Annotated in this window: 25 protein-coding genes; all 25 read left to right on the forward strand. The window is 42.5% G+C overall.

Translation table 11 applies throughout. The features are described from left to right. The first annotated feature begins 112 nt into the window (after positions 1–112). The 25 genes from CVD28_RS16020 to CVD28_RS16140 all read left to right on the forward strand — a co-directional run bounded on the left by CVD28_RS16020 (position 113) and on the right by CVD28_RS16140 (position 26,254). Positions 113–1,582, forward strand: a complete 1,470-nt coding sequence (locus CVD28_RS16020; RefSeq protein WP_101593601.1) for a UDP-N-acetylmuramoyl-L-alanyl-D-glutamate--2,6-diaminopimelate ligase — start codon at positions 113–115, stop codon at positions 1,580–1,582. Positions 1,583–1,696: 114 nt separating this feature from the next. Further along, positions 1,697–2,674, forward strand: a complete 978-nt coding sequence (gene mraY / locus CVD28_RS16025) for a phospho-N-acetylmuramoyl-pentapeptide-transferase (RefSeq protein WP_101593603.1) — start codon at positions 1,697–1,699, stop codon at positions 2,672–2,674. Between the two features lies 1 nt (position 2,675). Then, complete coding sequence (murD, locus tag CVD28_RS16030; RefSeq protein ID WP_101593606.1) at positions 2,676–4,028, forward strand: UDP-N-acetylmuramoyl-L-alanine--D-glutamate ligase; 1,353 nt, start codon at positions 2,676–2,678, stop codon at positions 4,026–4,028. 42 nt (positions 4,029–4,070) lie between these two features. Further along, positions 4,071–5,171, forward strand: a complete 1,101-nt coding sequence (gene spoVE / locus CVD28_RS16035) for a stage V sporulation protein E (protein WP_101593608.1) — start codon at positions 4,071–4,073, stop codon at positions 5,169–5,171. A gap of 392 nt (positions 5,172–5,563) precedes the next feature. Next, the gene (gene murG, locus CVD28_RS16040; protein WP_101593610.1) at positions 5,564–6,661 is read left to right on the forward strand and encodes an undecaprenyldiphospho-muramoylpentapeptide beta-N-acetylglucosaminyltransferase; all 1,098 of its coding nucleotides are present in this window, start codon (positions 5,564–5,566) and stop codon (positions 6,659–6,661) included. 60 nt (positions 6,662–6,721) lie between these two features. Further along, on the forward strand, positions 6,722–7,639 hold the full coding sequence (murB, locus tag CVD28_RS16045) for a UDP-N-acetylmuramate dehydrogenase (RefSeq protein WP_101593613.1): 918 nt from the start codon (positions 6,722–6,724) through the stop codon (positions 7,637–7,639). 108 nt (positions 7,640–7,747) lie between these two features. Next, on the forward strand, positions 7,748–8,551 hold the full coding sequence (locus tag CVD28_RS16050) for a cell division protein FtsQ/DivIB (RefSeq protein WP_101593616.1): 804 nt from the start codon (positions 7,748–7,750) through the stop codon (positions 8,549–8,551). Further along, complete coding sequence (locus tag CVD28_RS16055) at positions 8,535–9,230, forward strand: DUF881 domain-containing protein (protein ID WP_257985889.1); 696 nt, start codon at positions 8,535–8,537, stop codon at positions 9,228–9,230. The genes CVD28_RS16050 and CVD28_RS16055 overlap by 17 nt, the downstream gene beginning before the upstream one ends. Before the next feature lie 218 nt (positions 9,231–9,448). Beyond that, complete coding sequence (locus CVD28_RS16060; protein ID WP_101593621.1) at positions 9,449–10,174, forward strand: DUF881 domain-containing protein; 726 nt, start codon at positions 9,449–9,451, stop codon at positions 10,172–10,174. Beyond that, positions 10,174–10,536, forward strand: a complete 363-nt coding sequence (locus tag CVD28_RS16065) for a small basic family protein (RefSeq protein ID WP_101593624.1) — start codon at positions 10,174–10,176, stop codon at positions 10,534–10,536. The genes CVD28_RS16060 and CVD28_RS16065 overlap by 1 nt, the downstream gene beginning before the upstream one ends. Positions 10,537–10,678: 142 nt before the next feature. Then, positions 10,679–11,974 (forward strand): cell division protein FtsA, encoded by a 1,296-nt coding sequence (gene ftsA, locus CVD28_RS16070; protein WP_101593629.1) that lies wholly within the window; start codon positions 10,679–10,681, stop codon positions 11,972–11,974. 42 nt (positions 11,975–12,016) lie between these two features. Continuing rightward, the gene (ftsZ, locus tag CVD28_RS16075) at positions 12,017–13,153 is read left to right on the forward strand and encodes a cell division protein FtsZ (protein WP_101593632.1); all 1,137 of its coding nucleotides are present in this window, start codon (positions 12,017–12,019) and stop codon (positions 13,151–13,153) included. A 605-nt stretch (positions 13,154–13,758) separates the two neighbouring features. After that, the gene (gene spoIIGA, locus CVD28_RS16080; protein WP_101593635.1) at positions 13,759–14,685 is read left to right on the forward strand and encodes a sigma-E processing peptidase SpoIIGA; all 927 of its coding nucleotides are present in this window, start codon (positions 13,759–13,761) and stop codon (positions 14,683–14,685) included. A gap of 52 nt (positions 14,686–14,737) precedes the next feature. Continuing rightward, positions 14,738–15,457: an RNA polymerase sporulation sigma factor SigE gene (sigE, locus tag CVD28_RS16085; RefSeq protein WP_101593637.1), complete on the forward strand. Its 720-nt coding sequence runs from the start codon at positions 14,738–14,740 to the stop codon at positions 15,455–15,457. A gap of 352 nt (positions 15,458–15,809) precedes the next feature. Then, the gene (gene sigG / locus CVD28_RS16090) at positions 15,810–16,589 is read left to right on the forward strand and encodes an RNA polymerase sporulation sigma factor SigG (RefSeq protein ID WP_101593639.1); all 780 of its coding nucleotides are present in this window, start codon (positions 15,810–15,812) and stop codon (positions 16,587–16,589) included. A 298-nt stretch (positions 16,590–16,887) separates the two neighbouring features. After that, positions 16,888–17,154 carry a YlmC/YmxH family sporulation protein gene (locus tag CVD28_RS16095; RefSeq protein WP_101593642.1) on the forward strand — a complete coding sequence of 89 codons (267 nt, stop codon included), beginning with the start codon at positions 16,888–16,890 and terminating at the stop codon, positions 17,152–17,154. A 159-nt stretch (positions 17,155–17,313) separates the two neighbouring features. Beyond that, entirely contained in the window at positions 17,314–18,135 is an 822-nt protein-coding gene (pgeF, locus tag CVD28_RS16100) for a peptidoglycan editing factor PgeF (protein WP_101593645.1), read from the forward strand. 7 nt (positions 18,136–18,142) lie between these two features. Further along, on the forward strand, positions 18,143–18,820 hold the full coding sequence (locus CVD28_RS16105; protein ID WP_101593647.1) for a YggS family pyridoxal phosphate-dependent enzyme: 678 nt from the start codon (positions 18,143–18,145) through the stop codon (positions 18,818–18,820). Between the two features lie 12 nt (positions 18,821–18,832). Beyond that, positions 18,833–19,279 (forward strand): cell division protein SepF, encoded by a 447-nt coding sequence (locus CVD28_RS16110; protein WP_101593650.1) that lies wholly within the window; start codon positions 18,833–18,835, stop codon positions 19,277–19,279. Between the two features lie 7 nt (positions 19,280–19,286). Continuing rightward, the gene (locus CVD28_RS16115; protein WP_101593653.1) at positions 19,287–19,562 is read left to right on the forward strand and encodes a YggT family protein; all 276 of its coding nucleotides are present in this window, start codon (positions 19,287–19,289) and stop codon (positions 19,560–19,562) included. A gap of 206 nt (positions 19,563–19,768) precedes the next feature. Next, the gene (locus tag CVD28_RS16120; RefSeq protein WP_101593655.1) at positions 19,769–20,542 is read left to right on the forward strand and encodes a YlmH family RNA-binding protein; all 774 of its coding nucleotides are present in this window, start codon (positions 19,769–19,771) and stop codon (positions 20,540–20,542) included. 254 nt (positions 20,543–20,796) lie between these two features. After that, positions 20,797–21,300, forward strand: coding sequence for a DivIVA domain-containing protein (locus CVD28_RS16125; protein ID WP_101593657.1), 504 nt, complete (start codon positions 20,797–20,799; stop codon positions 21,298–21,300). 468 nt (positions 21,301–21,768) lie between these two features. Then, positions 21,769–24,534 (forward strand): isoleucine--tRNA ligase, encoded by a 2,766-nt coding sequence (gene ileS / locus CVD28_RS16130; RefSeq protein ID WP_101594218.1) that lies wholly within the window; start codon positions 21,769–21,771, stop codon positions 24,532–24,534. Between the two features lie 339 nt (positions 24,535–24,873). Continuing rightward, a complete protein-coding gene (gene lspA / locus CVD28_RS16135; RefSeq protein ID WP_101593660.1) occupies positions 24,874–25,347 on the forward strand; it encodes a signal peptidase II in 474 nt (157 codons plus the stop codon). Next, positions 25,340–26,254: an RluA family pseudouridine synthase gene (locus CVD28_RS16140; protein WP_101593663.1), complete on the forward strand. Its 915-nt coding sequence runs from the start codon at positions 25,340–25,342 to the stop codon at positions 26,252–26,254. Before lspA ends, CVD28_RS16140 begins: the two co-directional genes overlap by 8 nt. Positions 26,255–26,328: the final 74 nt, after the last annotated feature.

Below are 26,328 nucleotides of genomic sequence, written 5' to 3' on the forward strand. Positions count from 1 at the left end.
TTAACAGCCGCTTTGTTTGCGAATGACAACTTTATGATTGGTTCATTCGACAATATCAATAAAATAAAATATAATATTATGCTTCAAGGCTAAGGTTGAGAGGAATGAAAACATGAAGCTGCACACATTGCTTTCCTATTTACATGATTTTTCGAGTTTTGAAGGAGAGAATCCAGAAATAATTTCGATAGAAAATGATAACCGGAAAGTGAAAGAAGGAAGTTTATTTATTTGTATTAAAGGCTACACAGTTGATGGGCACGATTTTGCCTTTTCAGCTGCAGAAAAAGGAGCAGCAGCTGTGCTGTCTGAAAGGGAGCTTGACCTCGATATCCCTGTTATCATTGTTCGGGATACCCAGAGGGCAATGAGCGTACTGGCAGATGCATTTTATCAGCATCCAACCCAAAAAGTCCACTTGATTGGGATTACCGGAACAAATGGGAAAACAACGACAAGCCATCTTATAGAAAAAATATGCAAGGACGCCAGCCGGCGTACGGGCTTGATCGGAACCATGTATACAAAAATTGGGGACACAGTCCATGAAACAAAAAATACTACACCCGACAGCTTAACACTGCAAAAAATATTTGCAGAAATGAATCGTGAACAGGTTGATACTGCTGTGATGGAAGTTTCATCACATGCCCTCGAGCTTGGAAGGGTACACGGCTGTGATTATGACGTTGCAGTCTTTACAAACCTGACACAGGACCATTTAGACTTCCATGAAACAATGGAAAGATATAAGCATGCAAAATCATTATTTTTCTCCCAGCTGGGGAATGCGTATATCGAAAACCGTCCGAAGTTTGCTGTCCTCAATGCTGATGATAAGGCCACTAATGATTTTATAAAATATACAGCGGCCCATGTCCTTACATACGGGATTGATAATGAAGCAGATCTTATGGCCAGGGAAATAAAAATTACCGCGGCAGGTACTGAATTGCTGCTGGTATCTCCAATGGGGAATTTCCCGGTTAAACTACATCTGACAGGGAAATTCAGTGTATACAATGTATTGGCTGCTATTGGAGCAGCGCTTTGTTCAGGGCTTGAGCTTAAGCAGATCATTGCTTCCCTGGAGGCAGTAAAAGGGGTACCCGGGCGTTTTGAATTAGTAAACGCCGGACAGGATTTTTCTGTAATTGTAGATTACTCCCACACACCGGACAGTCTTGAAAATGCTTTGAAGACAATTCGAGAGTTTGCTGAGGGGAATGTTTTTGTTATAGTCGGCTGCGGCGGTGATCGTGACAAGACAAAACGCCCGCTGATGGCACAAATCGCATGTGAGTATGCTACCCGCGCAATCTTTTCTTCCGATAATCCCAGAAGTGAAGATCCAAACCAGATCTTAAGGGACATGGAAGAGGGCGTGAAAGGAAAAAATTATGAAATAATTGTTGACCGGAAGGATGCCATTTATCATGCGGTTTCCATGGCAGAAGCGGGCGATGTGATCCTGATTGCCGGCAAGGGCCATGAAACATATCAGATAATCGGTGGAGATGTCCATGATTTTGATGATAGAAAAGTCGCCAAAGAAGCGATTTACCAAAGTGGAAATAAATAAATTACCAAAATCACATTCTGAAAAAAACAACACGAACATATCATGAAATGGATGAAAAACATGAAACAACAGATATCGGACAATTTTAACGAGCAAGGAATGAGGGAGTAGAACATGTTGGAGCAAGTGATTTTTTATACAATGATATTGGGTTTTTTGATTACAGTTCTTCTCTCCCCAATTATTATACCGTTTTTAAGAAGGCTGAAATTCGGCCAGAGCATTCGTGAAGAAGGGCCTAAATCGCATCAAAAGAAATCCGGAACACCGACTATGGGCGGCGTAATGATAATGATAGGCATTACCGCAGCTACCTTAATCATGACATTTAAATATTCCGAGCCGTCGGTCAGAACATACTTATTGCTTTTTGTAACTTTAGGGTTTGGTTTGCTCGGGTTTATGGATGATTTTATCAAGGTAGTTATGAAGCGGAATCTTGGTTTGACTTCCCGGCAAAAGATGCTGGGGCAAATTATCATTTCAGTTATTTTTTATTTGATTTACGCTCGCAGCGACAAATTTGTGCCGGTAATAACAATACCGGGGACAGATTTTTCTATAAATGTTGGCTGGTTTTATATTTTTATCATCATATTCTGGCTTGTTGGATTTTCGAATGCAGTTAACTTAACTGACGGGTTGGACGGGCTTGTATCTGGTACAGCTGCTATTGCTTTTGGAGCATATGCTGTTCTCGCCTGGAACCAGTCGCAGTACGATGTGGCAGTATTTTCCGTAGCGGTAACAGGAGCGCTGTTGGGCTTTTTGGTGTTTAATGCCCATCCTGCAAAGGTTTTTATGGGTGATACCGGGTCGCTTGCGCTAGGAGGAGCACTGGCTACAGTTGCTTTACTGACAAAGCTTGAGCTCCTTCTTGTCATTATTGGCGGAGTATTTGTAATCGAGACGCTTTCGGTTATTTTGCAGGTTGCATCTTTTAAGACGACTGGCAAGAGAATATTTAAAATGAGCCCTCTGCATCATCATTATGAATTGGTAGGCTGGTCCGAATGGAGAGTAGTAGTTACATTCTGGTCCGTGGGATTGCTGCTGGCGGTTCTCGGAATCTATTTAGAGGTGTGGATATAACGTGAAGGAAACACAAAAATATTTAAGAAAAAAAGTATTAGTATTGGGATTGGCGAAGAGCGGAGTTACCGCGGCTTCGCTTCTGCATAAGCTGGGAGCGTTCGTGACGGTGAATGATATGAAGCCGCTCTCGGAAAATCCGGAAGCCCAGAGTCTGCTGGAGCAGGGAATTAAGGTTATTTGCGGCAGCCATCCGATTGAACTGCTTGATGAAGGCTTCGAACTGATTGTTAAAAATCCTGGGATTCCATACCGCAATCCTCTTATTAGCGGTGCCATTGAAATGGGCATACCGGTGATTACAGAGGTTGAACTGGCCTCACAGATAAGTGAAGCGCCGTTTGTCGGCATCACTGGTACAAATGGGAAGACAACAACCACCACCTTGATATATGAAATGCTAAAAGAAGGCGGGAAACTTCCTCTGATAGCGGGAAATATCGGTACAGTTGCTTCAGGTGTGGCAGAAGAAGCGGAACCAAATAACACTATCGTTATAGAGCTGTCATCATTTCAGCTGATGGGCATTGAAGATTTCAAACCGGAAATTGCCATTCTGACGAATCTTTATGACGCCCACCTTGATTATCATAATTCAAAGCAGGAGTACACAGAGGCAAAAGCGGCTATTACGAAAAACCAGACAGAAGAGGATTATTTTATATATAACATGGATCAGGAAATAATTGCCGAAATAGCAGCTAATTCAAGGGCAATTGGCGTGCCATTCTCCTCTTCCGCAGTTTGCGGAAATGGAGCGTATGTAGAGGAAGGGTATGTAGTTTTTCAAAATGAGCGTATTGTAAAAGTGTCGGAGATTGCTCTTCCAGGTAGGCATAACCTGGAGAATATATTGGCGGCTGTTGCTGCTTCCAAACTTAAGGGAGTATCAAATGAAGCCATCCAGCAAGTACTTGCGACATTCCATGGCGTAAAACACCGTACTCAGTATATTGCAACAGTTGAAGGACGGAAGTTTTACAATGATTCAAAAGCTACAAATATTTTAGCTGCATCAAAAGCGCTTCAATCCTTTAATGATCCTGTCATTTTACTGGCCGGAGGTCTTGACAGGGGCAACGAATTTGATGAGCTAAAGCCATATCTGTCAAACGTAAAGGGGTTAATCAGTTTTGGACAGACAGCTGAAAAAATTGAGCGCGTTGCCAGGGAGGCGGGAATACAGGTGATAAAACGTGTCGATAATGTGGAGGAAGCTGTACCTGCAGCTTATGCATTATCCACTGAGGGCGATATAATACTGCTTTCTCCTGCCTGTGCGAGCTGGGATCAATACAAAACTTTTGAGGTAAGAGGAGACATGTTTATAAATGCCGTGCATAAGCTAGGATAAGAGCTTGTTCATGTCATTCCTTTGTAAGAGGTGTGTATTCCTGTGCCGATTAAAAAATCCAATCCTGATTTTATTCTGATTATTGTTACGTTAAGTCTCCTTGCAGTCGGTTTGATAATGGTTTATAGTGCCAGTGCGATTTGGGCGACCTATAAATTTGAGGATTCCTTTTTCTTTGCGAAAAGGCAGCTTCTGTTTGCGGGAGCCGGCGTAATAGCGATGTTTTTCATTATGAATGTCGATTACTGGACATGGCGGACATATGCAAAGGTTTTAGTAATAGCCTGTTTTGTTTTGCTTGTACTCGTTTTGGTTCCCGGTATCGGTATGGAACGGAACGGTTCGCGAAGCTGGATTGGCGTCGGAGCCTTTTCCATACAGCCGTCAGAATTTATGAAGCTTGCAATGATAGCCTTTTTGGCAAAATATCTTTCCGACAGGCAAAAGCTGATTACGTCCTTCAAAAAAGGTCTGGTCCCATCGTTATCACTCGTATTCTTAGCGTTCGCAATGATTATGCTCCAGCCGGATTTGGGTACAGGCACGGTAATGGTGGGAACGTGTATCGCTATGATTTTTATTTCAGGAGCCAGGGTCAGCCATTTTGCTTTTCTTGGGCTTTTAGGAGTCGCCGGATTCGTAGGTTTAGTACTTTCGGCCCCTTACCGGATGAAACGTATCACTTCTTTTTTGGATCCGTGGCAGGATCCTCTTGGCAGCGGCTTTCAAATCATTCAATCACTATATGCGATTGGACCTGGCGGATTATTTGGCCTCGGTCTGGGACAAAGCCGTCAAAAATTTTTCTACCTGCCTGAACCGCAGACTGACTTTATTTTTGCAATATTGCTGGAGGAACTCGGGTTCATTGGCGGAACATTTGTCATACTGCTTTTTGGCTTGCTTCTCTGGAGAGGAATCAGGATCGCTCTTGGGGCACCTGACCTGTACGGGAGTTTCCTGGCTGTAGGCATTATTTCGATGGTTGCGATCCAGGTGATGATCAATATCGGTGTTGTTACTGGCCTTATGCCGGTAACCGGGATAACCTTGCCGTTCCTCAGCTATGGAGGTTCATCCTTAACGCTCATGCTGATGGCCATCGGTGTCCTGCTGAATATTAGCAGATATGCAAGGCTTTAAAGCTTTTCAGAGGGAACTATGAGCTGTTTTCAACTGTGCTGTCCAGATACGTGCCATATGCGGAGTTTTCAGCAGCGTTTTTAAATCTGGCTGAAAAAAGTCAAAAAACCTTGCCGTGAGTTTTTCCCGGCAAGGTTTTTTTATGGAAGATTTTTATGGGTGTTTAGCACGGTTTTGCTATGTTATGGTTGGCATTGGTCCCTTGTTTAGAATATAGTATAAGAGGGTAAAGCGTCTAAGTGCTTTCCATGGATAAAGTGAATATTACTTTTTTAAAATAAGAATTTGTCCAGCCAAGCAGCTCTGCCCCGGTATTGGTTAAGAAGAACGCAGCTGCACTTTTCTTTTTAAACGGGGGCTTGCGCTTTTAATTTTTTTTTGGGGTGACGTTGATGAGGATTGTTGTCAGTGGCGGAGGTACAGGGGGACATATATATCCCGCATTAGCATTAATTCGTGAAATTCAGGAAAGCGATAAAACAAGCACATTTTTATATATTGGCACTGAAAACGGGCTCGAAAAGGAAATCGTGACCAGGGAGAATATTCCGTTCCGCTCGATACATATTACAGGATTTAAACGGAAGGTTTCATTGGACAATATAAAAACCGTATACAGATTTTTAAAAGGTGTTCAGGACAGCAAAAAAATGCTGCGTGAATTTAAGCCGGATGCAGTAATTGGGACTGGGGGATATGTTTGCGGGCCAGTCGTATATGCTGCCGCAAAGCTGGGAATTCCTTCAATAATCCATGAGCAAAATAGTGTACCGGGTCTGACGAACAAATTTTTAAGCCGGTTTGTCAATAAAATTGCAGTCTGTTTTGATGAGGCAAGGGCTTATTTTCCAGAGGAAAAGACTATACTGACTGGTAATCCCCGTGCTTCAGAGGTGCTTCACCATAAGGGAAAGAACGGATTAAAATCTATTGGCATGGATCCTTCAAAGCCAGCTGTCCTCATTTTCGGCGGAAGCAGGGGAGCGAGGCCGATCAATGAGGCCGTTCTTAAGGTGATGGCGGAATTAGGTGAGCGGCCTTATCAGGTGCTGTATATTACGGGTGAAGTTCATTATGAACAGGTCGCAAAGGAAATCAATTTAATTGGCAGCCCTGCAAATGTTCATATTAAGCCCTTTGTTCATAATATGCCTGAAATTCTTGCAGGTGTTGATTTAACTGTTGCAAGGGCTGGAGCTACGACTTTAGCCGAGCTGACTGTATTAGGAATACCTAGTATTCTTATTCCTAGCCCCTATGTTACCAATAACCACCAGGAAAAGAACGCCCGATCACTAAGTGACAACGGAGCTGCCGAGATACTGCTGGAAAGTGAATTGACGGGGAAAAAGCTGATAGCAGCCATCGATTCCATAATTATGGATAAAGAAAAAACAGAATCAATGAAAGCATCCGCTGCTGAGCTGGGGATTCCGGATGCTGCAAACCGCCTTTTTGAAGCTATGAAAGAAATTTCTAAAAAGAACTGATTGGGCCGCGGAGCATATACTGGAAATATCACATACAATGCCCATCCAGGGAGGTTTAAGATGAAAGAAGCAATTGAAAAATTAAAATCATTAGATGTCGGCCGTATACTGGAAAATGAACCGCTGGCCAACCATACAACCATAAAAATCGGCGGACCCGCTGATATTTTCATTGAACCCGAATCAATGGAAAGCCTTGAAAAAATCATAAAAGTAATTAAAGAATACAAGCTTAACTGGCGTGCAATCGGGAGGGGATCCAACTTGTTGGTATCCGATCTTGGCATCGAGGGTGCTGTCATTAAACTTGGTAAAGGACTTGATAACTATACTGTTGAAGGGACCGAAGTAAGGTCAGGAGGCGGTGTCTCCCTCGTGAGCCTGTCCATGCAGATCAGCAGGCAGGGCCTTGCCGGACTCGAATTTGCGAGCGGAATTCCCGGATCAGTTGGCGGGTCTGTGTATATGAATGCCGGTGCCCATGGCTCTGATATATCAAAAATCCTTAAATTAGCACGTGTACTATTTGATGATGGTTCAATTTCATGGCTTTCCAATGAAGAGATGGAATTTTCCTATCGTACATCGGTTCTTCAGAAGAAAAAGCCGGGAATCGTCCTTGAAGCGATTTTTTCATTGGAAAAAGGAAATCGCGAAGAAATTGTTGAGCGGATGCAAAACAATAAAAATTATCGGAAGGAAACACAGCCATACAACCTTCCATGCGCAGGAAGCATTTTCAGAAACCCGCTGCCAAAGTATGCAGGGCAGCTGATAGAGGATGCCGGCTTAAAAGGACATTCCATAGGCGGTGCAAAGATCTCAGAGATGCACGGGAATTTTATAGTTAATGCTGGCGGTGCGAAGGCTGAAGATGTCCTTGCTCTTATCCAGCATGTCAAGGACACCGTCTATGATAAAAACACGCTTGAAATGGAAACAGAAGTGGAAATAATCGGAAGACCGTTAAATAATTAAAATACGTTCATCTGCACTTCCAATTACTGTGGTATAATAAAATCCCGTTAAAGCCCGTCCAGCGGGCTTTAACATACTTATTTGTATTGTTGGAAGAGGTGAGCAGGGATGGAAAGCGGGAAAATTGTTTCCATTGAAGATCGAATCCCTAAGCTGAAAGAATTAAGAAAAAAGAAGGCAAACAGGCGCTTAATTATGCTGCTTTCTATGTTTTTTATTCTTATTGCCTGTGTTATATATTTTATCTCGCCATTAAGCGAAATTCGCTATATAAAAGTGCAAGGAAACAGATATATCTCTTCAAGTAAAATCATCCAGTTAAGCGGACTGACAGAGGGCGGCAGCATTTGGAAGGCCGGCACCAAAGAAAGTGCAGGACAAATTAAACAATATCCGGAAATTAAAAGCGCCAGCGTTTCCATTAAGCTTCCAAGTACAGTGCTGATTACTGTTGGAGAACATGACAGGATTGCCTATCTTTCAAATGATGGCAGGTTTTATCCTATACTTGAAAATGGAGAGATACTGGATCCCTTGAAAAAACAGGAGATACCTGTTCATGCTCCTGTTCTGATTGATTTTAAAAAAGGAAATGCACTCAACCAGCTTCTTGAAGAACTGGAGAATCTTCCTCAGGAAATTACGAACTCAATATCTGAGATTCATCACACTCCTAAAAAAACAGATACATACCATATAACCCTGTTTATGAATGATGGATATGAAGTTAGTGCAAATTCTCGGACGCTTGCTGAAAAGCTTGTCCACTACCCATCGATAATCAGCCAGCTTCAGCCGGGAGTCAAGGGAGTAATTGACTTAGAGGTGGCGACTTTTTTCAAGTCTTATGAAACAGAAGGGCAGCAAACAGATAAAGGAAAGGAAACTGATTCTGATGAAAGTGAAAGGTAATCATGTCATCCTTTCGCTCGTTGCCCTGGTGCTTGGGTTCATGATTGCATTTTCTTATAATCTGACGAACAAGGAACGGGCAAAGCCTGATTATAAAGATAAAAGCTGGGATAGGGAGTTTCAGCTGCGCAATAAATTAATAAAAGAAGAAGAGAAAACAAGAGATCTTCAAGCCGAACTAATTGAAAAGCAGGGCGAGCTGACGTCGATTGAAAAGAAACTGGCCAATGAGGCGAATGTGTATTTCAACCTGGCTGAAGACGCTGAAAAATACCGAATGTTTCTTGGGAAAATCAAGGTTAAAGGAGAAGGAGTGGAGGTTACTCTTTCAGACGGAATGACCGAGAATAATAACGATAATATTAACCAATATCTCGTTCACGAACGCCATGTTTTTAAGGTGATCAATGAATTGTACATTTCCGGTGCAGCTGCTGTTGCAGTCAATGGGCAAAGGATCAACCAAAATTCGTATATTGTCTGCAACGGTCCAGTGATAACGGTAGACGGGCAGCAGCATCCCGCACCTTTCGTTTTTACAGCAATTGGTGATGCAGATGTCCTTGAATCCTCTTTGAACCTTGCGGGAGGTGTTAAGGATCAGCTGGTTAATGAGAACATTATTTTTACGATTGAGAAAAAGGATAAAGTCATCCTCGAGCCTGTTTTGGGCAGCTAACACGATTTATTTTTACAGAAAGACAGTATAGATTTTTTTAATTTATACTGATGTCTAGCACAAGCAGCCAGGCACAGACGCATTAGGACAGGGAACACTGCGGCAGCGATACATCGCACGAAACAACGCGTCAGCTTTGTGAGGACATGCCAGACCTTAGTCGACGTTCCTTATGTCAGGGCGCTTGCGCTTTTCTTATAGAAAGATTGGTGGAATCCGTGAATCGTAGAAAGGGATTTGGATTTACTATAGTCGCGACGATTCTTGGGTTTATGCTTGCAATCCAATTTCAGACGATCCAGGAACCGGAAATTCGTGATACCCGCGACACTTGGGAAATAAGGGGAGATCTCCTAAATGAGCTGCAGTCTCAATCCAAACTAGTAAAAGAAATCCGGAGCATTGAGGAAAACATTGCGGGATATAAAACTGAACTAACTTCCTCAAAAGGACAGGTGCTTAAAGAAACGTTAGAAGAGCTTAAGCAGGAAGCGGGTTTAACCGAAGTAAAAGGCCCTGGAATAGTACTTACAATCAGTCCTGTGCCAGAAGCGATTGTCCTGGGTGAAAAGGTTAATAATCTATCGCCGGAACTTCTTAAGCGATTAATTAATGAACTGAATATGTATGATGCCGAGCATATTTCGGTGAATGGGCAAAGAGTAATTAACACGACAGTCATTCGTGACATCAATGGTGAGACAAAGATTGACGGATACCCGCTTACTGAGTATCCAATTGAAATTAAAGTTATCGCTGAGGATGCTGCTAAGCTAAGGGACCGCTTGAAGGTTTCAGAATCGATAGAAGAATTTTTCATCGATAACCTTGAAGTTGATATTTCTAGCCAGCCAGGTTTGGTCACTATTCCGGCATATAAGGAATTAATCCGAATCAGACATATGGAGCCCGCTTTAATGAGCGAAAAGGGAGGAAACACATAATGTGGCTGCCGGTTTTTGGCCTATTAATAGGCGTCCTCCTTGGACTTCTGACTGACTTGAAGATCCCTGCAGAATACTCAAACTATCTCTCAATCGCAGTGCTGGCTGCTTTAGATACTTTGTTTGGGGGAATCAGGGCACATCTTCAAAATATTTATGATGAGAAAGTATTCGTATCAGGTTTCTTTTTTAATATAATTTTGGCTGCAAGTTTAGCTTTTCTGGGCGTACATCTTGGTGTAGACTTGTATTTAGCTGCAATCTTTGCCTTTGGCGTCCGCTTATTTCAAAATATTGCGGTTATCCGCAGAATCCTTTTATCAGGAAATTCCCGGAATTTTAAAAAAACCGAAAAAAGTTAACGGGTTATAGAGGGAAAAAGATATGCATGACGAATAGTTTTCTATAGTAATATGAATGCTGTTATACTATTCTATATTAAAGGTTCTTAAAAAATATAACTTTCATTTATTCTATTAAAAGTGTTGAAGGAGGTGCCATGGAATGAACAACAGCGAAATTTACGTAAGTCTTGACATCGGTACATCCAGTGTAAAAGTAATCATTGGTGAAATGGTCAATGACACTTTAAATATTATCGGGGTTGGCAACGTTAAGTCAGATGGATTAAAAAAGGGGTCAATCGTTGATATAGATGAGACCGTTCATTCAATTCAGAGAGCAGTTGAACAAGCTGAAAGAATGATAGGCATGGACATTAAAAAAGTGGTTGTTGGTATCAGCGGCAATCATATAATGCTGCAGCCCTGTCATGGTGTGGTAGCTGTATCAAGCGATAATAAAGAAATTACAGAACATGATGTAATTAGGGTAAGGGAAGCAGCAGAGCTTCTCACAATACCTGCTGACAGGGAAATCGTCGATGTTCTTCCGATTTATTATAAGGTGGACGAGCTTGATGAAATTAGTGACCCACGCGGAATGATCGGTGTCAGACTTGAAATGCGCGGCATACTTATCACTGCATTACGGTCATTATTACATAATACGCTAAGATGTGTAGAACGTGCCGGCCTTGAAATTACTGATATCGCATTGCAGCCCCTCGCTGCAGGTTCCCTGGTATTGTCGAGGGATGAAAAAGAACTGGGTGTGGCAATGGTTGATATCGGGGGCGGCTCTACCACTCTTGCCATATTTGAGCATGGACACTTGAAACATACTTCCGTCATTCCAATCGGCGGGGAGACTATTACAAAGGATTTATCCATTGTGCTCCGCACCACCACGGAAGATGCAGAAAAAATAAAAATTAAGCATGGACATGCCTTCTATGATGACGCTTCGGAAGATGAAGTGTTCAATATTCCGATTATTGGAAGCGACCAGGTGCAGCCATGCAACCAGCTGATGATTTCTGAAATAGTAGAAGCAAGGATGACTGAGATTTTTGATCTTGTACAGGATGAATTAAGCCGGCTTGGCTATTCAGATGTACCAGGAGGATTTGTATTGACTGGCGGTGTAGTTAAAATGCCGGGAGTCCTTGAGCTTGCCGGCTATGTGTTCCAGAACCGTGTCCGTACGGCAGAGCCGAATTATATCGGTGTCCGTGAACCGCAGTATACAACAGCGGTTGGCCTGATCAAGCATGCCTGCAAAAAAGCAAGAATGCAGGCTGGAGGCACATCGCATTCTGGAGCTGTAGCGGCTGCTGCTGAGCGAAATGATCTAAATATCCAAAAACAGCCTCAAAAGCCGAAGGAAAGAACAGAGCAGAAACCGGTTGAAAAGGGCGATTCTAAATTTAAAAAGATATTGGGCTATTTTTTTGAATAAACGGAACATAAAAGGGAATATCGTCAAATTAGGAGGATTATCATGTTAGAGTTTGATTCTAATTTAGATCAATTAGCTACGATTAAGGTAATCGGCGTCGGCGGCGGCGGAAACAATGCCGTGAACCGAATGATAGAGCACGGGGTACAAGGGGTAGAATATATCTCTGTCAATACAGACGCCCAAGCGCTTAATCTATCAAAGGCTGAAATTAAAATGCAGATTGGCGGCAAACTTACACGCGGACTTGGAGCGGGTGCAAATCCGGAAGTCGGAAAAAAGGCTGCTGAAGAAAGTAAAGAACAGCTAGAGGAAGCATTGCGCGGAGCCGATATGGTTTTCGTAACTGCTGGAATGGGCGGCGGAACTGGTACAGGAGCTGCTCCAGTTATTGCCCAGATTGCCAGGGATCTGGGAGCATTGACAGTAGGGGTCGTTACCCGGCCATTTACCTTTGAAGGCCGCAAGCGGGCTACGCAGGCTCAAGGCGGAATTTCCGCATTGAAGGAAGCGGTTGATACTCTCATTGTTATCCCGAATGACCGAATCCTGGAAATCGTCGATAAAAGCACTCCAATGCTTGAGGCATTCCGGGAAGCCGATAATGTACTGCGCCAAGGGGTACAGGGTATTTCTGACCTGATTGCGACACCAGGTCTCATTAACCTTGACTTTGCAGATGTCAAAACAATCATGTCCAATAAAGGATCCGCGCTAATGGGAATAGGGATTGCCTCTGGAGAAAACCGTGCTGCTGAAGCAGCCAAAAAAGCTGTATCTTCTCCGCTTCTTGAAACATCAATTGATGGGGCACAAGGTGTACTTATGAACATTACCGGCGGCACAAACCTTAGCCTATTTGAAGTCCAGGAAGCTGCAGATATCGTTGCCTCCGCTTCTGATCAGGATGTAAATATGATTTTCGGTTCCGTGATCAATGAAGCATTAAAGGATGAAATCGTAGTAACTGTAATTGCAACAGGATTCAGTGAAACAGAAGCACCAGTGCGCCAATCTAGGCCTTCATTCGGACAGCAGTCAAGACCTGCTGCTCCCGCACCTGCCAAAAGGGAAACAAAGCGGGAAGAGCCAGTAAATGAACCGGTTCGGAATGTTAATAATGCTGAGGAAGCACTGGATATCCCTACATTCCTTCGCAACCGCAACAGAAGACGTTAATAAGCTATACAAAAACCTTGCCCGCGGGCAAGGTTTTTTTTGTGGAAAAGGGTCGGAGGGCGAAGCTGTGCCAATTGGGCATAAGAAAAGTTAATCAAATAAAATGTTAAAGTCACTTAGTCGTTTAGCTTTGCTCACCCCCGTCTTTATTGTGTAAGCATCTACTAACTTTTTATGCTTATTTTCATGCAAAGGCTGGGAGTAAAAACTCAAGATTGTTTTTTGGGGGTTTTGATCGGCATCAGGAATAGGATGCCGGATGTGCGAGCCAGCATTCTTAGTGTATGCAGGGACTCTTTAAGCTGGATGCCTTTTGCAGTTTTCATATTTCTAATTATCATTCTACAAAATAAGCAAAAAAGTCTGAAAAACTCTTATATTTTCATGCCAAAAAGTGACACACTTTAAGCGGGCAGGTACGCTATACTTTTTTAAAGAAAAGAATCAATTCCTTTTAACATGTATAGAAGTCTGGCTAGCCCGGCATCTTTTCCGAAATCAATAGTGGTTTTTGAACGTTTGAAGGCGTGCTGGCCGACGATCCCAACTGAAAGGCACTTGCGCTTTTCGTGTTAACAGGTTGAGTGTTGCAAGGAGGGGAATGATTGACGCTTTATTTGGACGTAATATGGCTCTTAAATTGGGGCTTTGATTGCCTCCTTCTTTATTGGACGGCCATTCTTTTGAAAAGAAGGGTAAAGGTCTGGCGCATTATGTTTGGGGGATTTATTGGTTCGCTGATTATCCTTTTAGCATTTACGCCATATCAATGGCTGACCGGCCATCTTCTTGTGAAGCTGCTTTTTTCCGTATTTATGATAATAGCAGTTTTTGGCTTTGTCAGGTTTCAATTATTTTTAAAGAGTCTGCTTTTATTATATTTCATCACATTCCTATCTGGCGGTGTACTCCTTGGGCTGCATTATTTTTTTCAATTTAATCCCACTGCCCTTAGTTCAGGCTTTACTCACAGAACGGCTGGATTTGGTGATTCGGCAAGCTGGATATTTGTGGTGCTTGGATTCCCGGCAGCCTGGTATTTTTCAAAGCGCAGCATCGATAATATTGAAATGGCTTCAATTGCCTTTGATCAATTGGTTACAGTTGCTATTAAACTGAAAAACTGTGATTGGAAAGTTACCGGGCTTGTCGACAGCGGAAACCAGCTGTATGATCCAATTTCCCGTTCCCCTGTGATGATTTTATCAATAAAGGGGATTGAGGAGGAATTGCCGGAAAGTGTATTAGCGATGATTGATGATGTAGATGCTTTCCTGTCAGGGGATGGACCGGTAGATGTTGAATGGGATGATCGGCTCCGAATGATTCCATGCAAGGTAGTTGGTAATGACAATGGACTTCTTGCCGCATTTAAAGCTGACTCAATCTTTATTTCTCAAGAAAACGGTGTGGCTGATGCATCCAGGGCACTGGTTTCGTTTACAAGACAGCAGCTTTCACCCGATAATGCCTACCAGGCAATCGTCCATCCGAAAATGCTTACCGGCACCAATATTCAGTCTGCATCTTAAGTGTTATTAAATCTATACTCAACAATTAACAAAAATAGAAGGGAGAACCACCTTGAAAAAATTTATCCTCCGCCTCACTTACTACTGGTATAAGCTTTTATATAAATTCGGACTGAAGGCTGATGAAATATTTTATATTGGGGGAAGTGAAGCTCTCCCGCCTCCGCTAAGCAAAGAAGAGGAAGAATTGCTGATCAATAAGCTCCCCGGCGGAGATGAAGCAGCCCGTGCAATCCTTATTGAAAGAAATCTCCGGCTTGTCGTATATATAGCGAGAAAGTTTGAGAATACCGGCATAAATATTGAAGATTTAATCAGCATTGGTACGATCGGTTTAATCAAAGCGGTGAATACATTTAACCCTGAAAAGAAAATAAAGCTTGCTACATATGCTTCCCGCTGTATTGAAAACGAAATCCTGATGTATTTGAGAAGAAATAATAAAATCAGATCAGAGGTTTCCTTTGATGAACCATTGAATATTGACTGGGATGGCAATGAACTTCTTCTCTCTGACGTTTTGGGAACGGAAGAGGATATCATTACAAAGGATCTTGAAGCTAATGTTGACCGAAAGCTGTTAACAAAGGCACTTCATCAGCTCTCTGACCGGGAAAAGCAAATCATGGAGCTTCGCTTTGGGCTTATCGGCGGGGAGGAAAAAACGCAAAAGGATGTTGCAGACATGCTTGGCATCTCCCAATCCTATATATCCAGGCTGGAAAAGCGAATTATCAAAAGGCTACGCAAGGAATTTAATAAAATGGTTTGAGAAAGGCGGATGCGACCGGATGGAGGGAGGACAGCTAAGTGCGCCAGTGCTGCAGGTTAACCCCATTTGCAGCCTAGTACTGATGCAAAGCTTTCCTGACCCGCATTCTCACAAAGCTGACGCAATTTTTGTACGGCGTATAGTTTCTGCACTGTTCCTTTTCCTGTGAGCCGGGACTAGGGATGGAGGTGGACAACAAAAATTATTTTTCGTAAAAAAATCCTAGGATTATCAATATTCCGGCTGCCTGGATCCCCTTTTTAGGGGACAGCGTCATGGCAGCAGATGCATATTTTTTCCTTCCGCGGAGATACTGTTTTTTGAACAGCAGCTCCTGTGAGGAGGGAATAGATTGTCACGAAATAAAGTTGAAATCTGTGGTGTTGACACTTCGAAGTTGCCAGTTTTGAAAAACGATGAAATGAGAAAGCTTTTTAAGGAAATGCAAGAAGGCGATATTTCAGCAAGAGAAAAATTGGTAAACGGAAACCTCAGGCTTGTATTAAGCGTGATCCAGCGATTTAACAACCGTGGTGAATTTGTCGATGACCTGTTTCAGGTCGGCTGTATTGGATTAATGAAATCCATTGATAATTTTGATCTAGGACAGAATGTCAAGTTTTCTACGTACGCAGTACCAATGATTATCGGTGAAATCAGAAGATACTTACGCGATAATAATCCGATCCGTGTATCCCGATCATTGCGGGACATTGCCTACAAGGCGCTGCAGGTAAAAGAGAGGCTAATGAGCGAGACCTCTCGTGAACCAACAGCAATAGAGATAGCCAAAGTGCTTGAAGTCCCTCATGAGGACATTGTTTTTGCCCTTGATGCTATCCAAGATCCTGTGTCTTTATTCGAGCCGATCTATAATGATGGTGGTGACCCGATCTATGTAATGGATCAGCTCAGCGATGAAAAAAATAAGGACAGCCAATGGATTGATGAAATTGCATTAAAAGAAGGCATGAGAAGGCTGAATGAAAGGGAAAAGCTGATTCTTCGCAAACGGTTTTTCCAGGGCAAAACGCAAATGGAAGTTGCTGAAGAAATCGGGATTTCACAGGCACAGGTTTCCCGGCTTGAAAAAGCAGCAATCCGTCAAATGAACAAAAATATTCAGCAGTAATAAAACTAACGTTAGGTTTAATAACAACACATAAATTGTAAAGTATGGACCCCTGACAAAAATGGCAGGGGTTTTTGCTTGGGATAATAGAAAGTTTGGGGACCTCTTTATCAAAGAAGCAAGATTAATTTCATTTGATGCAGCTCACCAAAGAGAGGCTGCAGCTGATTACTAAGCCGTCTTACTCTGACTTGAGACACGAGTTTATCATGTATTGCAGTAAAAATGGAAACCTTTCATTGATAGCTCACTGTAAGCATATAGTTTAAGTAAAATGATGCTTCGGGAGCTGGTAAACATGGTGAAAATTTCAGAATTTCAGATAAAAGAAGTGGTAAGTATTTCTGACGGAAAAATCTTGGGAAGTATTTCAGACCTGGTTATCAATGTTGCAAACGGCACTATTGAAGCGATCGTTGTTTCCAATGGCGGGAAAGTGTTAGGCTTTTTTGGCAAGGAAGAGGATGTTATTATTCCATGGAGAAAGATACGGAAAATTGGTGCAGATGTAATTTTAGTTGACCAGTCGGCAGGTTTATTGACAACCATTGAAAATAAACAGTGAGCTACAATGCTTATTTATACCGGGAATACAGCAGCAGTGGTTTTATACTTTATATACAGGGAAAGCAATACGGGGAAATTACTGGCTAATTGCTACTTATAAGAAGCGTTTTCAAAGGATAGTATGTTACACTAATAGAAAAAACTATGAGGCGGAATTATGAACGAACCTTTCAAACCGGGAACAAAACAATATTTATTCATAGAATCTTGGATGGAAGCCAACCCAATGTTAATTGCAGGTTTTACGACAAAAAACGGCGGGCATGGCTCTGGGAATTTTGAAAGCTTAAACTTGGGTTTTCATGTAAATGATAAGCTAGAAGATGTGATTGCCAACCGCGAAATTGTCGGAGATAATCTTTCCTTCCCGCTTAACTGCTGGATAGGCGCTGAACAGACACATGAAGTAAGGACAGTAAAAGTTAACTCTCAAGATATCGGAAAGGGATCGGCTGACTATTCTTCAAGCCTAAAAGCAACTGATGGATTGTATACAGAAGAGCCGGGCATCCTGTTAACCCTTTGCTTCGCTGACTGTGTTCCGCTTTATTTTTATTCATCCTCCAGCCGCCATATCGGAGTTGCGCATGCTGGCTGGAAGGGTACGGTTAATGGTATAGCTGCAGAAATGATCGAGAAATGGCAGGCTGAGGGGGTAGCTGCTCGTGATATCCATGCTGTAATCGGCCCCTCTATTTGTACGGATTGCTATATTGTTGATGACAGAGTCATACAATTTGTCGAAAATAGACTGGAAGAAATGGACGAAAAACCCTATAATCGAATCAGTGAGGGACAATATCAGCTCGATTTAAAAAGATTGAATGAATTGATCCTGCAAAAAGCAGGTGTTCCTCCTGGCCAAATACAAGTATCCAGGTTTTGTACCAGCTGCGATAGCGATATGTTTTTTTCACATCGGAGAGATTCCGGGATAACGGGTCGCATGATGAGCTTTATTGGCTGGAAGGAGGATTAGTACAGAAGTGAAGGTTACAGACAATTTAAACAACATCAAGAAAAAGATAGAGGAAGCATGTAAAAGATGCGGGCGAAATCCCGAAGATGTTACGATCGTGGCAGTTACAAAATACGTTTCAACTGAACGTGCTGCTGAAGCATTGGAAGCAGGCATAACTGATCTTGGCGAAAACCGCGATGAGGGGCTATTGGCAAAGTATGAACACCTGGGGGACAAGCCAGTGTGGCACTACATTGGTTCCTTGCAGACACGGAAGGTGAAAAATATCATGGGAATAGCTGACTACATTCATTCCCTGGACCGTCTGTCTCTGGCGGAGGAAATCCAAAAGCGTGCTCAAGCTCCGGTTAAATGCTTTGTCCAGGTCAATGCATCTGGAGAAGAATCAAAACATGGAATCTCTCCTGATGAAGCCTTGAATTTTATCAAACAGCTAAGCGGCTTTGACAAAATTATCATTGAGGGACTGATGACCATGGCTCCCCTGACAGAAGAGGAAGGAATTATCCGCTCCGTCTTCCGAAAGCTAAAACAGCTTCAGCTTGACATTCAGGCTGCAGGACTAAAGAATGCACCTTGCAGGGAGCTTTCAATGGGAATGAGCAATGATTTTACCATAGCCATTGAAGAGGGAGCTACATTAATTCGAATAGGAACCGCATTAGTGGGCGAAGATTCTTAAGGAGGTGCCATAATGACAGTAATATCAAAGATTAAATCATTTTTTGCACTTGATGATGAATATGAATATAAAGAAATTGTCGAAGATGAACAGGTACCGGACCAAAAGCCACTCAAAACAGCTTCCAGGCAGGCGCAGCAGCCGCTGCAAAATGTTGTCAGCCTGCAGAGTGTCCAGAAGTCATCAAAGGTCGTACTGCTTGAACCGAGAGTTTATTCAGAGGCACAGGATGTTGCAGATCATTTAAGAAACCGAAGGGCTGTTGTCGTTAATCTGCAGAGGATCGAACATGACCAGGCGAAAAGAATCGTAGATTTCCTAAGCGGAACTGTGTATGCAATAAGCGGTGATATTCAAAAAATCGGAACAGATATTTTCCTGTGCACACCGGAAAACGTTGATGTTTCCGGAAATATTACCGGCCTTTCACATGATGAATATGAAGAATTGAGGTGGTAAATAAGTAATGTACACTGTTGTACTGATTATTTTAAAACTAATGAAAATATACTCCTATGCATTAATCGCTTATATATTAATGTCATGGTTTCCAAATGCCCGTGAAACGGCAATCGGGCAATTTCTTGGGAAAATATGCGAGCCTTATTTGGAAGTTTTTCGCCGGTTCATTCCGTCTATCGGAATGATTGACATTTCGCCGATTGTTGCGATCTTTGTATTGCAGCTGGCCTCTTCAGGACTGCTTGAACTTTATTTCATGGTCCAGAGATGGATACAATAAACAGTATTATCTAAGGGGTCAATTTGATCCCTTTTTGTTTTACTTTTTTACATATCGTTGTTGGACAGCAAAAGCCAATCTGATTCTATTCAAAGAGTAACCAGTCCTTCATGCATGCAAAGCGTGCAGTTTTCTGCTTTAACGAAGGCCCCTTAGAAAAAGCTGGTATTAAGGTCCTTTGTCTTATCAATTGAGGAGTGGAAGAGATGAGCATTTATCAGCATTTCCGGCCTGAGGAAAAAGAATTTATTGACCAGGCCCAAAATTTAAAAGAACAAGTAAGAAACTCGTATGCCCCTAAGCTTACGGATTTTCTCGATCCAAGGGAACAGCAGATACTTATGTCCATCACAGGGAATGATGCCGAAGTCAAAATTGAGTTCTTCGGAGGAGGGGAGCATACTGAGCGAAAAAGGGCAATGCTCTTTCCGGATTACTTCATTCCAGGAGAAGAAGATTACCAGGTCGTTCTGTTTGAAGTCATTTACCCGAAAAAATTTGTTGCTATGGAGCATCGGCAGATTCTTGGAACACTGATGTCACTCGGGCTAAAACGTGAAAAATTCGGCGATGTACTGATTTCAGGTGATTCCGTCCAAATCGTTGCAGCAAAGGAAATTGAAAATTACTTGCTGGCCAATCTTAATAAAGTCGGAAAGTCAGCAGTTGCCTTAAAGGAGAAGCCGCTTGAAAAAATAATTCAGGCAGAGGAAAAGTGGGAGGAAACCGTCACCACTGTCAGTTCAATGAGATTAGACGTAGTCCTTTCCAGCCTCTTAAATCTGTCCCGTGAAAAAACAAAGGCTTTGATTATATCAGGTAAGGTCAAGGTGAATTTTAAAGAGGAAGAGAATACTTCTGAAGAATGCCGAGAAGGTGATATCCTGTCAGTGCGGGGCTTTGGACGGTGCAAAATTTTGTCGATAGACGGAAAAACAAAGAAGGATAAATGGCGAATTACTGCGGGGCGGCAAAAATAATTGAAGAAATAGAAGGATTTACAAAATGGCTGTCGAAACGTACTATAGATTATATAGAAAAATGATTACATATCAATGTGTACTGGTGTCTAGCACAAGCATCCAGCAGTTCTTATGAATTGAATAAAGATCTGTACGTGCTGGAGCAGATGCCGCGCAGGCAGGCAAGGAGTTAGACAGTAACGCGGCGTACATAACCGGTGTGCCTTTTGACAGGTGCTCCGCGCTTTTCTAAATTTTTTTGGAGGTGCTTTATGCCTTTATCCCCTTTGGATATACATAATAAGGAATTCAGCAAAGGATTCCGAGGATATGATGAGGATGAAGTAAATGAATTTCTTGACCAAGTCATAAAAGATTACGAATTGCTGCTTCGCGAGAAAAAAGAGCTTGAAGAAAAATTAAATGATATGCATGAAAAACTGGGCCATTTTACAACCATTGAGGAAACTCTGAATAAATCGATTGTAATTGCCCAGGAAGCTGGTGAAGAAGTAAAGCGAAATGCCCATAAGGAAGCAAAGCTGATCGTAAAAGAAGCAGAAAAAAATGCCGACCGGATCGTGAATGAATCCCTTTCAAAGGCGAGGAAAATAGCCCTTGATATCGAAGAACTTAAAAAGCAATCCAAGGTATTTCGGACCCGTTTTAAGATGCTGGTTGAGGCACAGCTGGACTTATTGGACAATGATGATTGGGATCATCTGCTCGAGTATGAATTGGATGCAACTGAATTGAACAGTTCAAAACAGGATTAAGTTTGATGGTGCTCCCAGGCATTGGATAATTGCTGCACTTCACATTTGATCGTGACTTGACGTTCAGAGCATTTTTCGCATATAATCTTTTAATAATATAACATTCATATTTTTAAAACGATGACAGGGACAGTACATACTTTATCCTGCCTATATCAAATGGAATTATCCATTCAGAGAAGCGAGCCGGGGGCGGTGGAAGCCCGGCATAGGCAAAGCTATGGAAGATCGCCCTCGAGTTCTGAGTTGAACATTGAGAAATCAGTAAACGAAGCGTGCCATTCACGTTACGAATGTTTAAGAGGACGCAAGTATTGTGCTTGCAGTCTAGCAAGGGTGGTACCGCGGGAAAAGGATAATAAGCCTTCTCGTCCCTATTTTGGGATGAGAGGGCTTTTTTGTATGTGAAAAATTGTTTTGTCATCAAGTGGCAAAGAATGAATGTTACTTAAAAACGGAGGAATTGAAATGGAGTATAAAGATACGCTGTTAATGCCAAAAACAGAATTTCCAATGCGCGGAAATCTGCCGAAAAGAGAACCTGAAATCCAGGAATCGTGGAACAAAATGGACATCTATCAAAAAGTCCAGGAGCATACTAAGGGACGGCCTATGTTCGTTCTTCATGACGGGCCTCCATACGCTAACGGCGACATCCATATGGGCCATGCTTTAAATAAAATCCTGAAAGACTTTATCGTGAGATATAAGTCCATGAATGGATTTCATGCTCCGTATGTACCTGGCTGGGATACACACGGACTCCCGATTGAAACGGCTTTAGCGAAAAAAGGCGTTAAACGTAAAGAAATGACTGTTGCTGAGTTCCGAAAGCTTTGTGAGCAGTATGCGTATGAGCAGATTGACAGCCAGCGTGAACAGTTTAAGCGCCTAGGTGTCCGCGGCGACTGGGAAAATCCATATATTACCCTTAAGCCAGAATACGAGGCTCAGCAAATCAAAGTTTTTGGTGATATGGCGAAAAAAGGCTATATCTATAAAGGGAAAAAACCAGTCTATTGGTCTCCTTCCAGTGAATCAGCCCTTGCGGAAGCAGAAATTGAATATTACGATAAACGATCTGCTTCTATTTATGTAAGTTTTGAGGTTACTGATGGAAAGGGAGTTGTCGACGAAGGTACAAATATCGTTATTTGGACAACAACTCCTTGGACGATTCCAGCAAATCTAGGGATCTCTCTTCACCCAGAGCTTAGCTATGTAACTGTAGAAGAAGCAGGCAAGAAATATATTGTTGCCGAAGGCCTTTTAGAATCTGTTACAAAGGCAGTAGGATGGGAAAATCCCGCTGTTGCAGCAAAAAACAAAGGAAGCGAATTCGACAGGATCGTAGCGAAGCATCCTTTGTTCGACAGGGAGTCCTTGGTTATGCTTGGTGAGCATGTAACTCTTGATGCAGGTACCGGATGTGTCCATACGGCTCCTGGCCATGGGGAAGACGACTTTATTGTCGGCCAAAAATATGGTTTGGACGTATTATGCCCGGTTGATGAAAAAGGTTATATGACAAGTGAAGCCGGTGAATTTGCTGGATTATTTTACGATGAAGCAAATAAGCCTATCACCGAGAAGCTAAAGGAAGCAGGAGCACTTCTTAACCTGACATTTATCACACACTCATATCCGCACGATTGGCGCACCAAAAAGCCAACGATTTTCCGTGCTACAGCCCAGTGGTTTGCTTCTATTAAAGATTTCCGCAGCGATCTCCTAAGGGCAATTGAAGAAACAAAGTGGGTTCCGGCCTGGGGAGAAACACGCCTGTTTAATATGGTCCGTGACCGCGGCGACTGGTGTATCTCACGCCAGAGGGCATGGGGCGTTCCAATCCCTGTGTTTTATGCTGAAAACGGAGATTCCATTATCACTGACGAAACGATTGATCATGTTTCAAACCTGTTCCGTGAACATGGCTCAAATATCTGGTTTGAACGCGAAGCCAAAGACCTGCTCCCTGAAGGCTTTACTCACGAAGGAAGCCCGAATGGCCAGTTTACTAAAGAAACTGATATTATGGATGTTTGGTTCGATTCAGGTTCATCACACCAGGCTGTTTTGGAAGAACGTTCTGACCTGCAAAGGCCGGCAGATTTATACCTGGAAGGCTCCGACCAGTACCGCGGCTGGTTCAACTCTTCACTTTCTACAGGAGTTGCCGTAACAGGAAAAGCGCCATATAAAGGCGTACTGAGCCACGGTTTTGCATTGGATGGCGAAGGACGAAAAATGAGTAAGTCACTTGGGAATACAGTTGTCCCGTCGAAGGTCATGAACCAGCTTGGTGCAGATATCCTGCGTCTTTGGGTAGCATCTGTTGACTATCAATCGGATGTGCGTGTTTCAGATGCAATTTTAAAGCAGGTAGCTGAAGTGTATCGTAAAATCCGCAATACATTCAGATTCCTTTTGGGAACACTGGATGGTTTTAATGCTGAAACGGATGCTGTAGCGTACAGCGACTTGCAGGAAGTTGACCAATATATGCTCGTAAGGCTGAACAAACTTGTAAAGAATGTGAAGCAGGCTTATGAAAGATATGAATTCGCCAATATCTATCACCTTGTAAACAACTTCTGTACCCTTGATTTGAGCGCATTCTACCTGGATTACGCCAAAGATATTTTATACTGCGAAGCACCTGACGACGTAAAACGCAGAGCCATCCAAACAGTATTATCAGAAACGCTTCTTTCACTCACTAAGCTTGTTTCTCCAATCCTGTCTCATACTGCAGATGAGGTTTGGTCATTCCTTCCGGGTGTGCAGGAAGAGAGTGTGCAGCTTACTTTAATGCCGGAAGATCATGAATATGATAATGCTGTGGAGCTGGAGCAAAAATGGAGTGCGTTCATGGATCTCCGTGATGATGTTCTTAAAGCGCTCGAGGAAGCAAGGAACGCAAAGATCATTGGTAAATCACTTAATGCTAAAGTTTCTGTCTATGTTGATGACAAAACAAAAACTTTGCTTGATAGCATCAACGAAAGCCTTGAGCAGCTATTTATCGTTTCTGATTTTGAAGTGGCGGGAAGCTTTTCAGAAGCACCTGCAGACGCGCTAAAACTAGAACGTGCTGCCATCGTTGTTACAAAGGCAGAAGGAGAAATCTGTGAGCGCTGCTGGAATGTTTCCAAGGATGTAGGCAAGGTTGAAGACCATCCTACCCTTTGCCCTCGCTGTGCAGCTGTAGTAGAAGAGCATTACGCAAAATAATTTAAAAAAGAAAATCAGGATATTTTGCTTCGCTAAACTAATTTTAGCGGTCAGGAAGGAGTCCCAAAATTTACGGGCTCCTCTTTTATTGTTTTGAGGAAATTTTACAGTACCAGCCTAGGATAACAAAAGCAGCTTTAGCTCCAAGCAACTTTTTTTAATAGTAAAAATAAAGCAGCTTTTTTTCGCAGGTAAATAAAGTCCCTCTATGGTTATGACCTGGCCGTCGATACCTTCCTTTGTCAGGGCGCTTTCGTTTTTCGTCCATGTTCTTGTGCATAAAAATAGGGAATATGCTACAATTCTAGAATAGATTAGCTAAGAGTTGGGGGTAGCTTTGTGTTATATTATATTATTGCGCTGTTAGTAATTTTGCTGGATCAAATCACCAAGGTGCTGATCGTCAAAAAGATGGAACTTGGGGATAGCTTCCCGGTGATCGAAAATGTTTTTTACATAACTTCCCATCGTAACCGCGGTGCTGCTTGGGGAATCCTTGAAGGTAAGATGTGGTTTTTTTATATTATTACTGTTATCGTAGTAGCCGGCTTGGTTTATTACATACAGAAAATGGCAAAACAGCATAGGCTGCTTGGGATTTCCCTGGGGCTAATGCTTGGCGGTGCAATCGGAAATTTTATTGACCGTATTTTTCGAAAAGAAGTGGTTGATTTTATCCATACATATATATTCAGCTATAATTTTCCGGTGTTTAATATTGCGGATGCTGCATTGACGATCGGCGTAGCAATGCTCGTTATTTACATGCTTTTTGAAGAAAAACTGGTGAAGGGGCAAACAACAAATGAGTAATTTTCAGCATACAGTTCTAGAAGAGGAAAACGGCCTTCGCATCGATAAGGTTCTTTCCACATTAAATGAAGAGTGGTCTAGAACCCAGGTACAGCAATGGATCAAGGAAAACCATGTTCTAGTGAATGGTTCAGCGGTAAAAACGAATTATAAATGCAGTGCAGGGGATGAAATTACAATTGTAATTCCTGAACCTGAAGATCTGGATGTTGAAGCGGAAGAAATGAATCTGGAGATTTATTACGAGGACAGCGACGTGCTTGTTGTGAACAAGCCAAGAGGGATGGTTGTCCACCCGGCACCCGGACATACTTCCGGCACGCTGGTTAATGGCCTGATGGCCCATTGCAAGGATCTTTCCGGAATAAATGGAGTCATGCGGCCTGGCATTGTTCATCGAATCGATAAGGATACATCAGGCTTATTGATGGTTGCAAAAAATGACATGGCTCACGAAAGCCTTGTACAGCAGCTGGTTGATAAAACGGTCACCAGAAAATACCGGGCTATAGTCCATGGTATCATACCGCATGATTACGGTACGATTGACGCACCGATCGGGCGCGATAAAAAAGACCGCCAAAGCATGACGGTTACCGAGGAAAATGCTAAAAATGCGGTGACCCACTTTCGTGTGCTTGAGAGGTTTGATAATTTCACATTCGTTGAGTGCCAGCTGGAAACAGGAAGAACTCATCAGATTCGTGTCCATATGAAGTATATTGGCTTTCCCCTCGCAGGAGATCCTAAATATGGCCCAAGAAAAACACTTGATATAGACGGACAGGCTCTTCATGCTGGCGTACTTGGCTTTGTACATCCCAGAACAAAGGAATATATCGAGTTTGAGGCTCCGCTGCCGCCAATATTTGAAGAACTTCTCGACAAACTTCGCCATAAGCGTTGACAAACTGCCCATCTTTCTTTAAGATGAGGATAGCTTAATAAGAACCTTTAATGACAGTCCCGTGAGGCTGAGAA

It is taken from the genome of Bacillus sp. M6-12, assembly GCF_002860285.1.
Taxonomy (GTDB): domain Bacteria; phylum Bacillota; class Bacilli; order Bacillales; family DSM-1321; genus Peribacillus.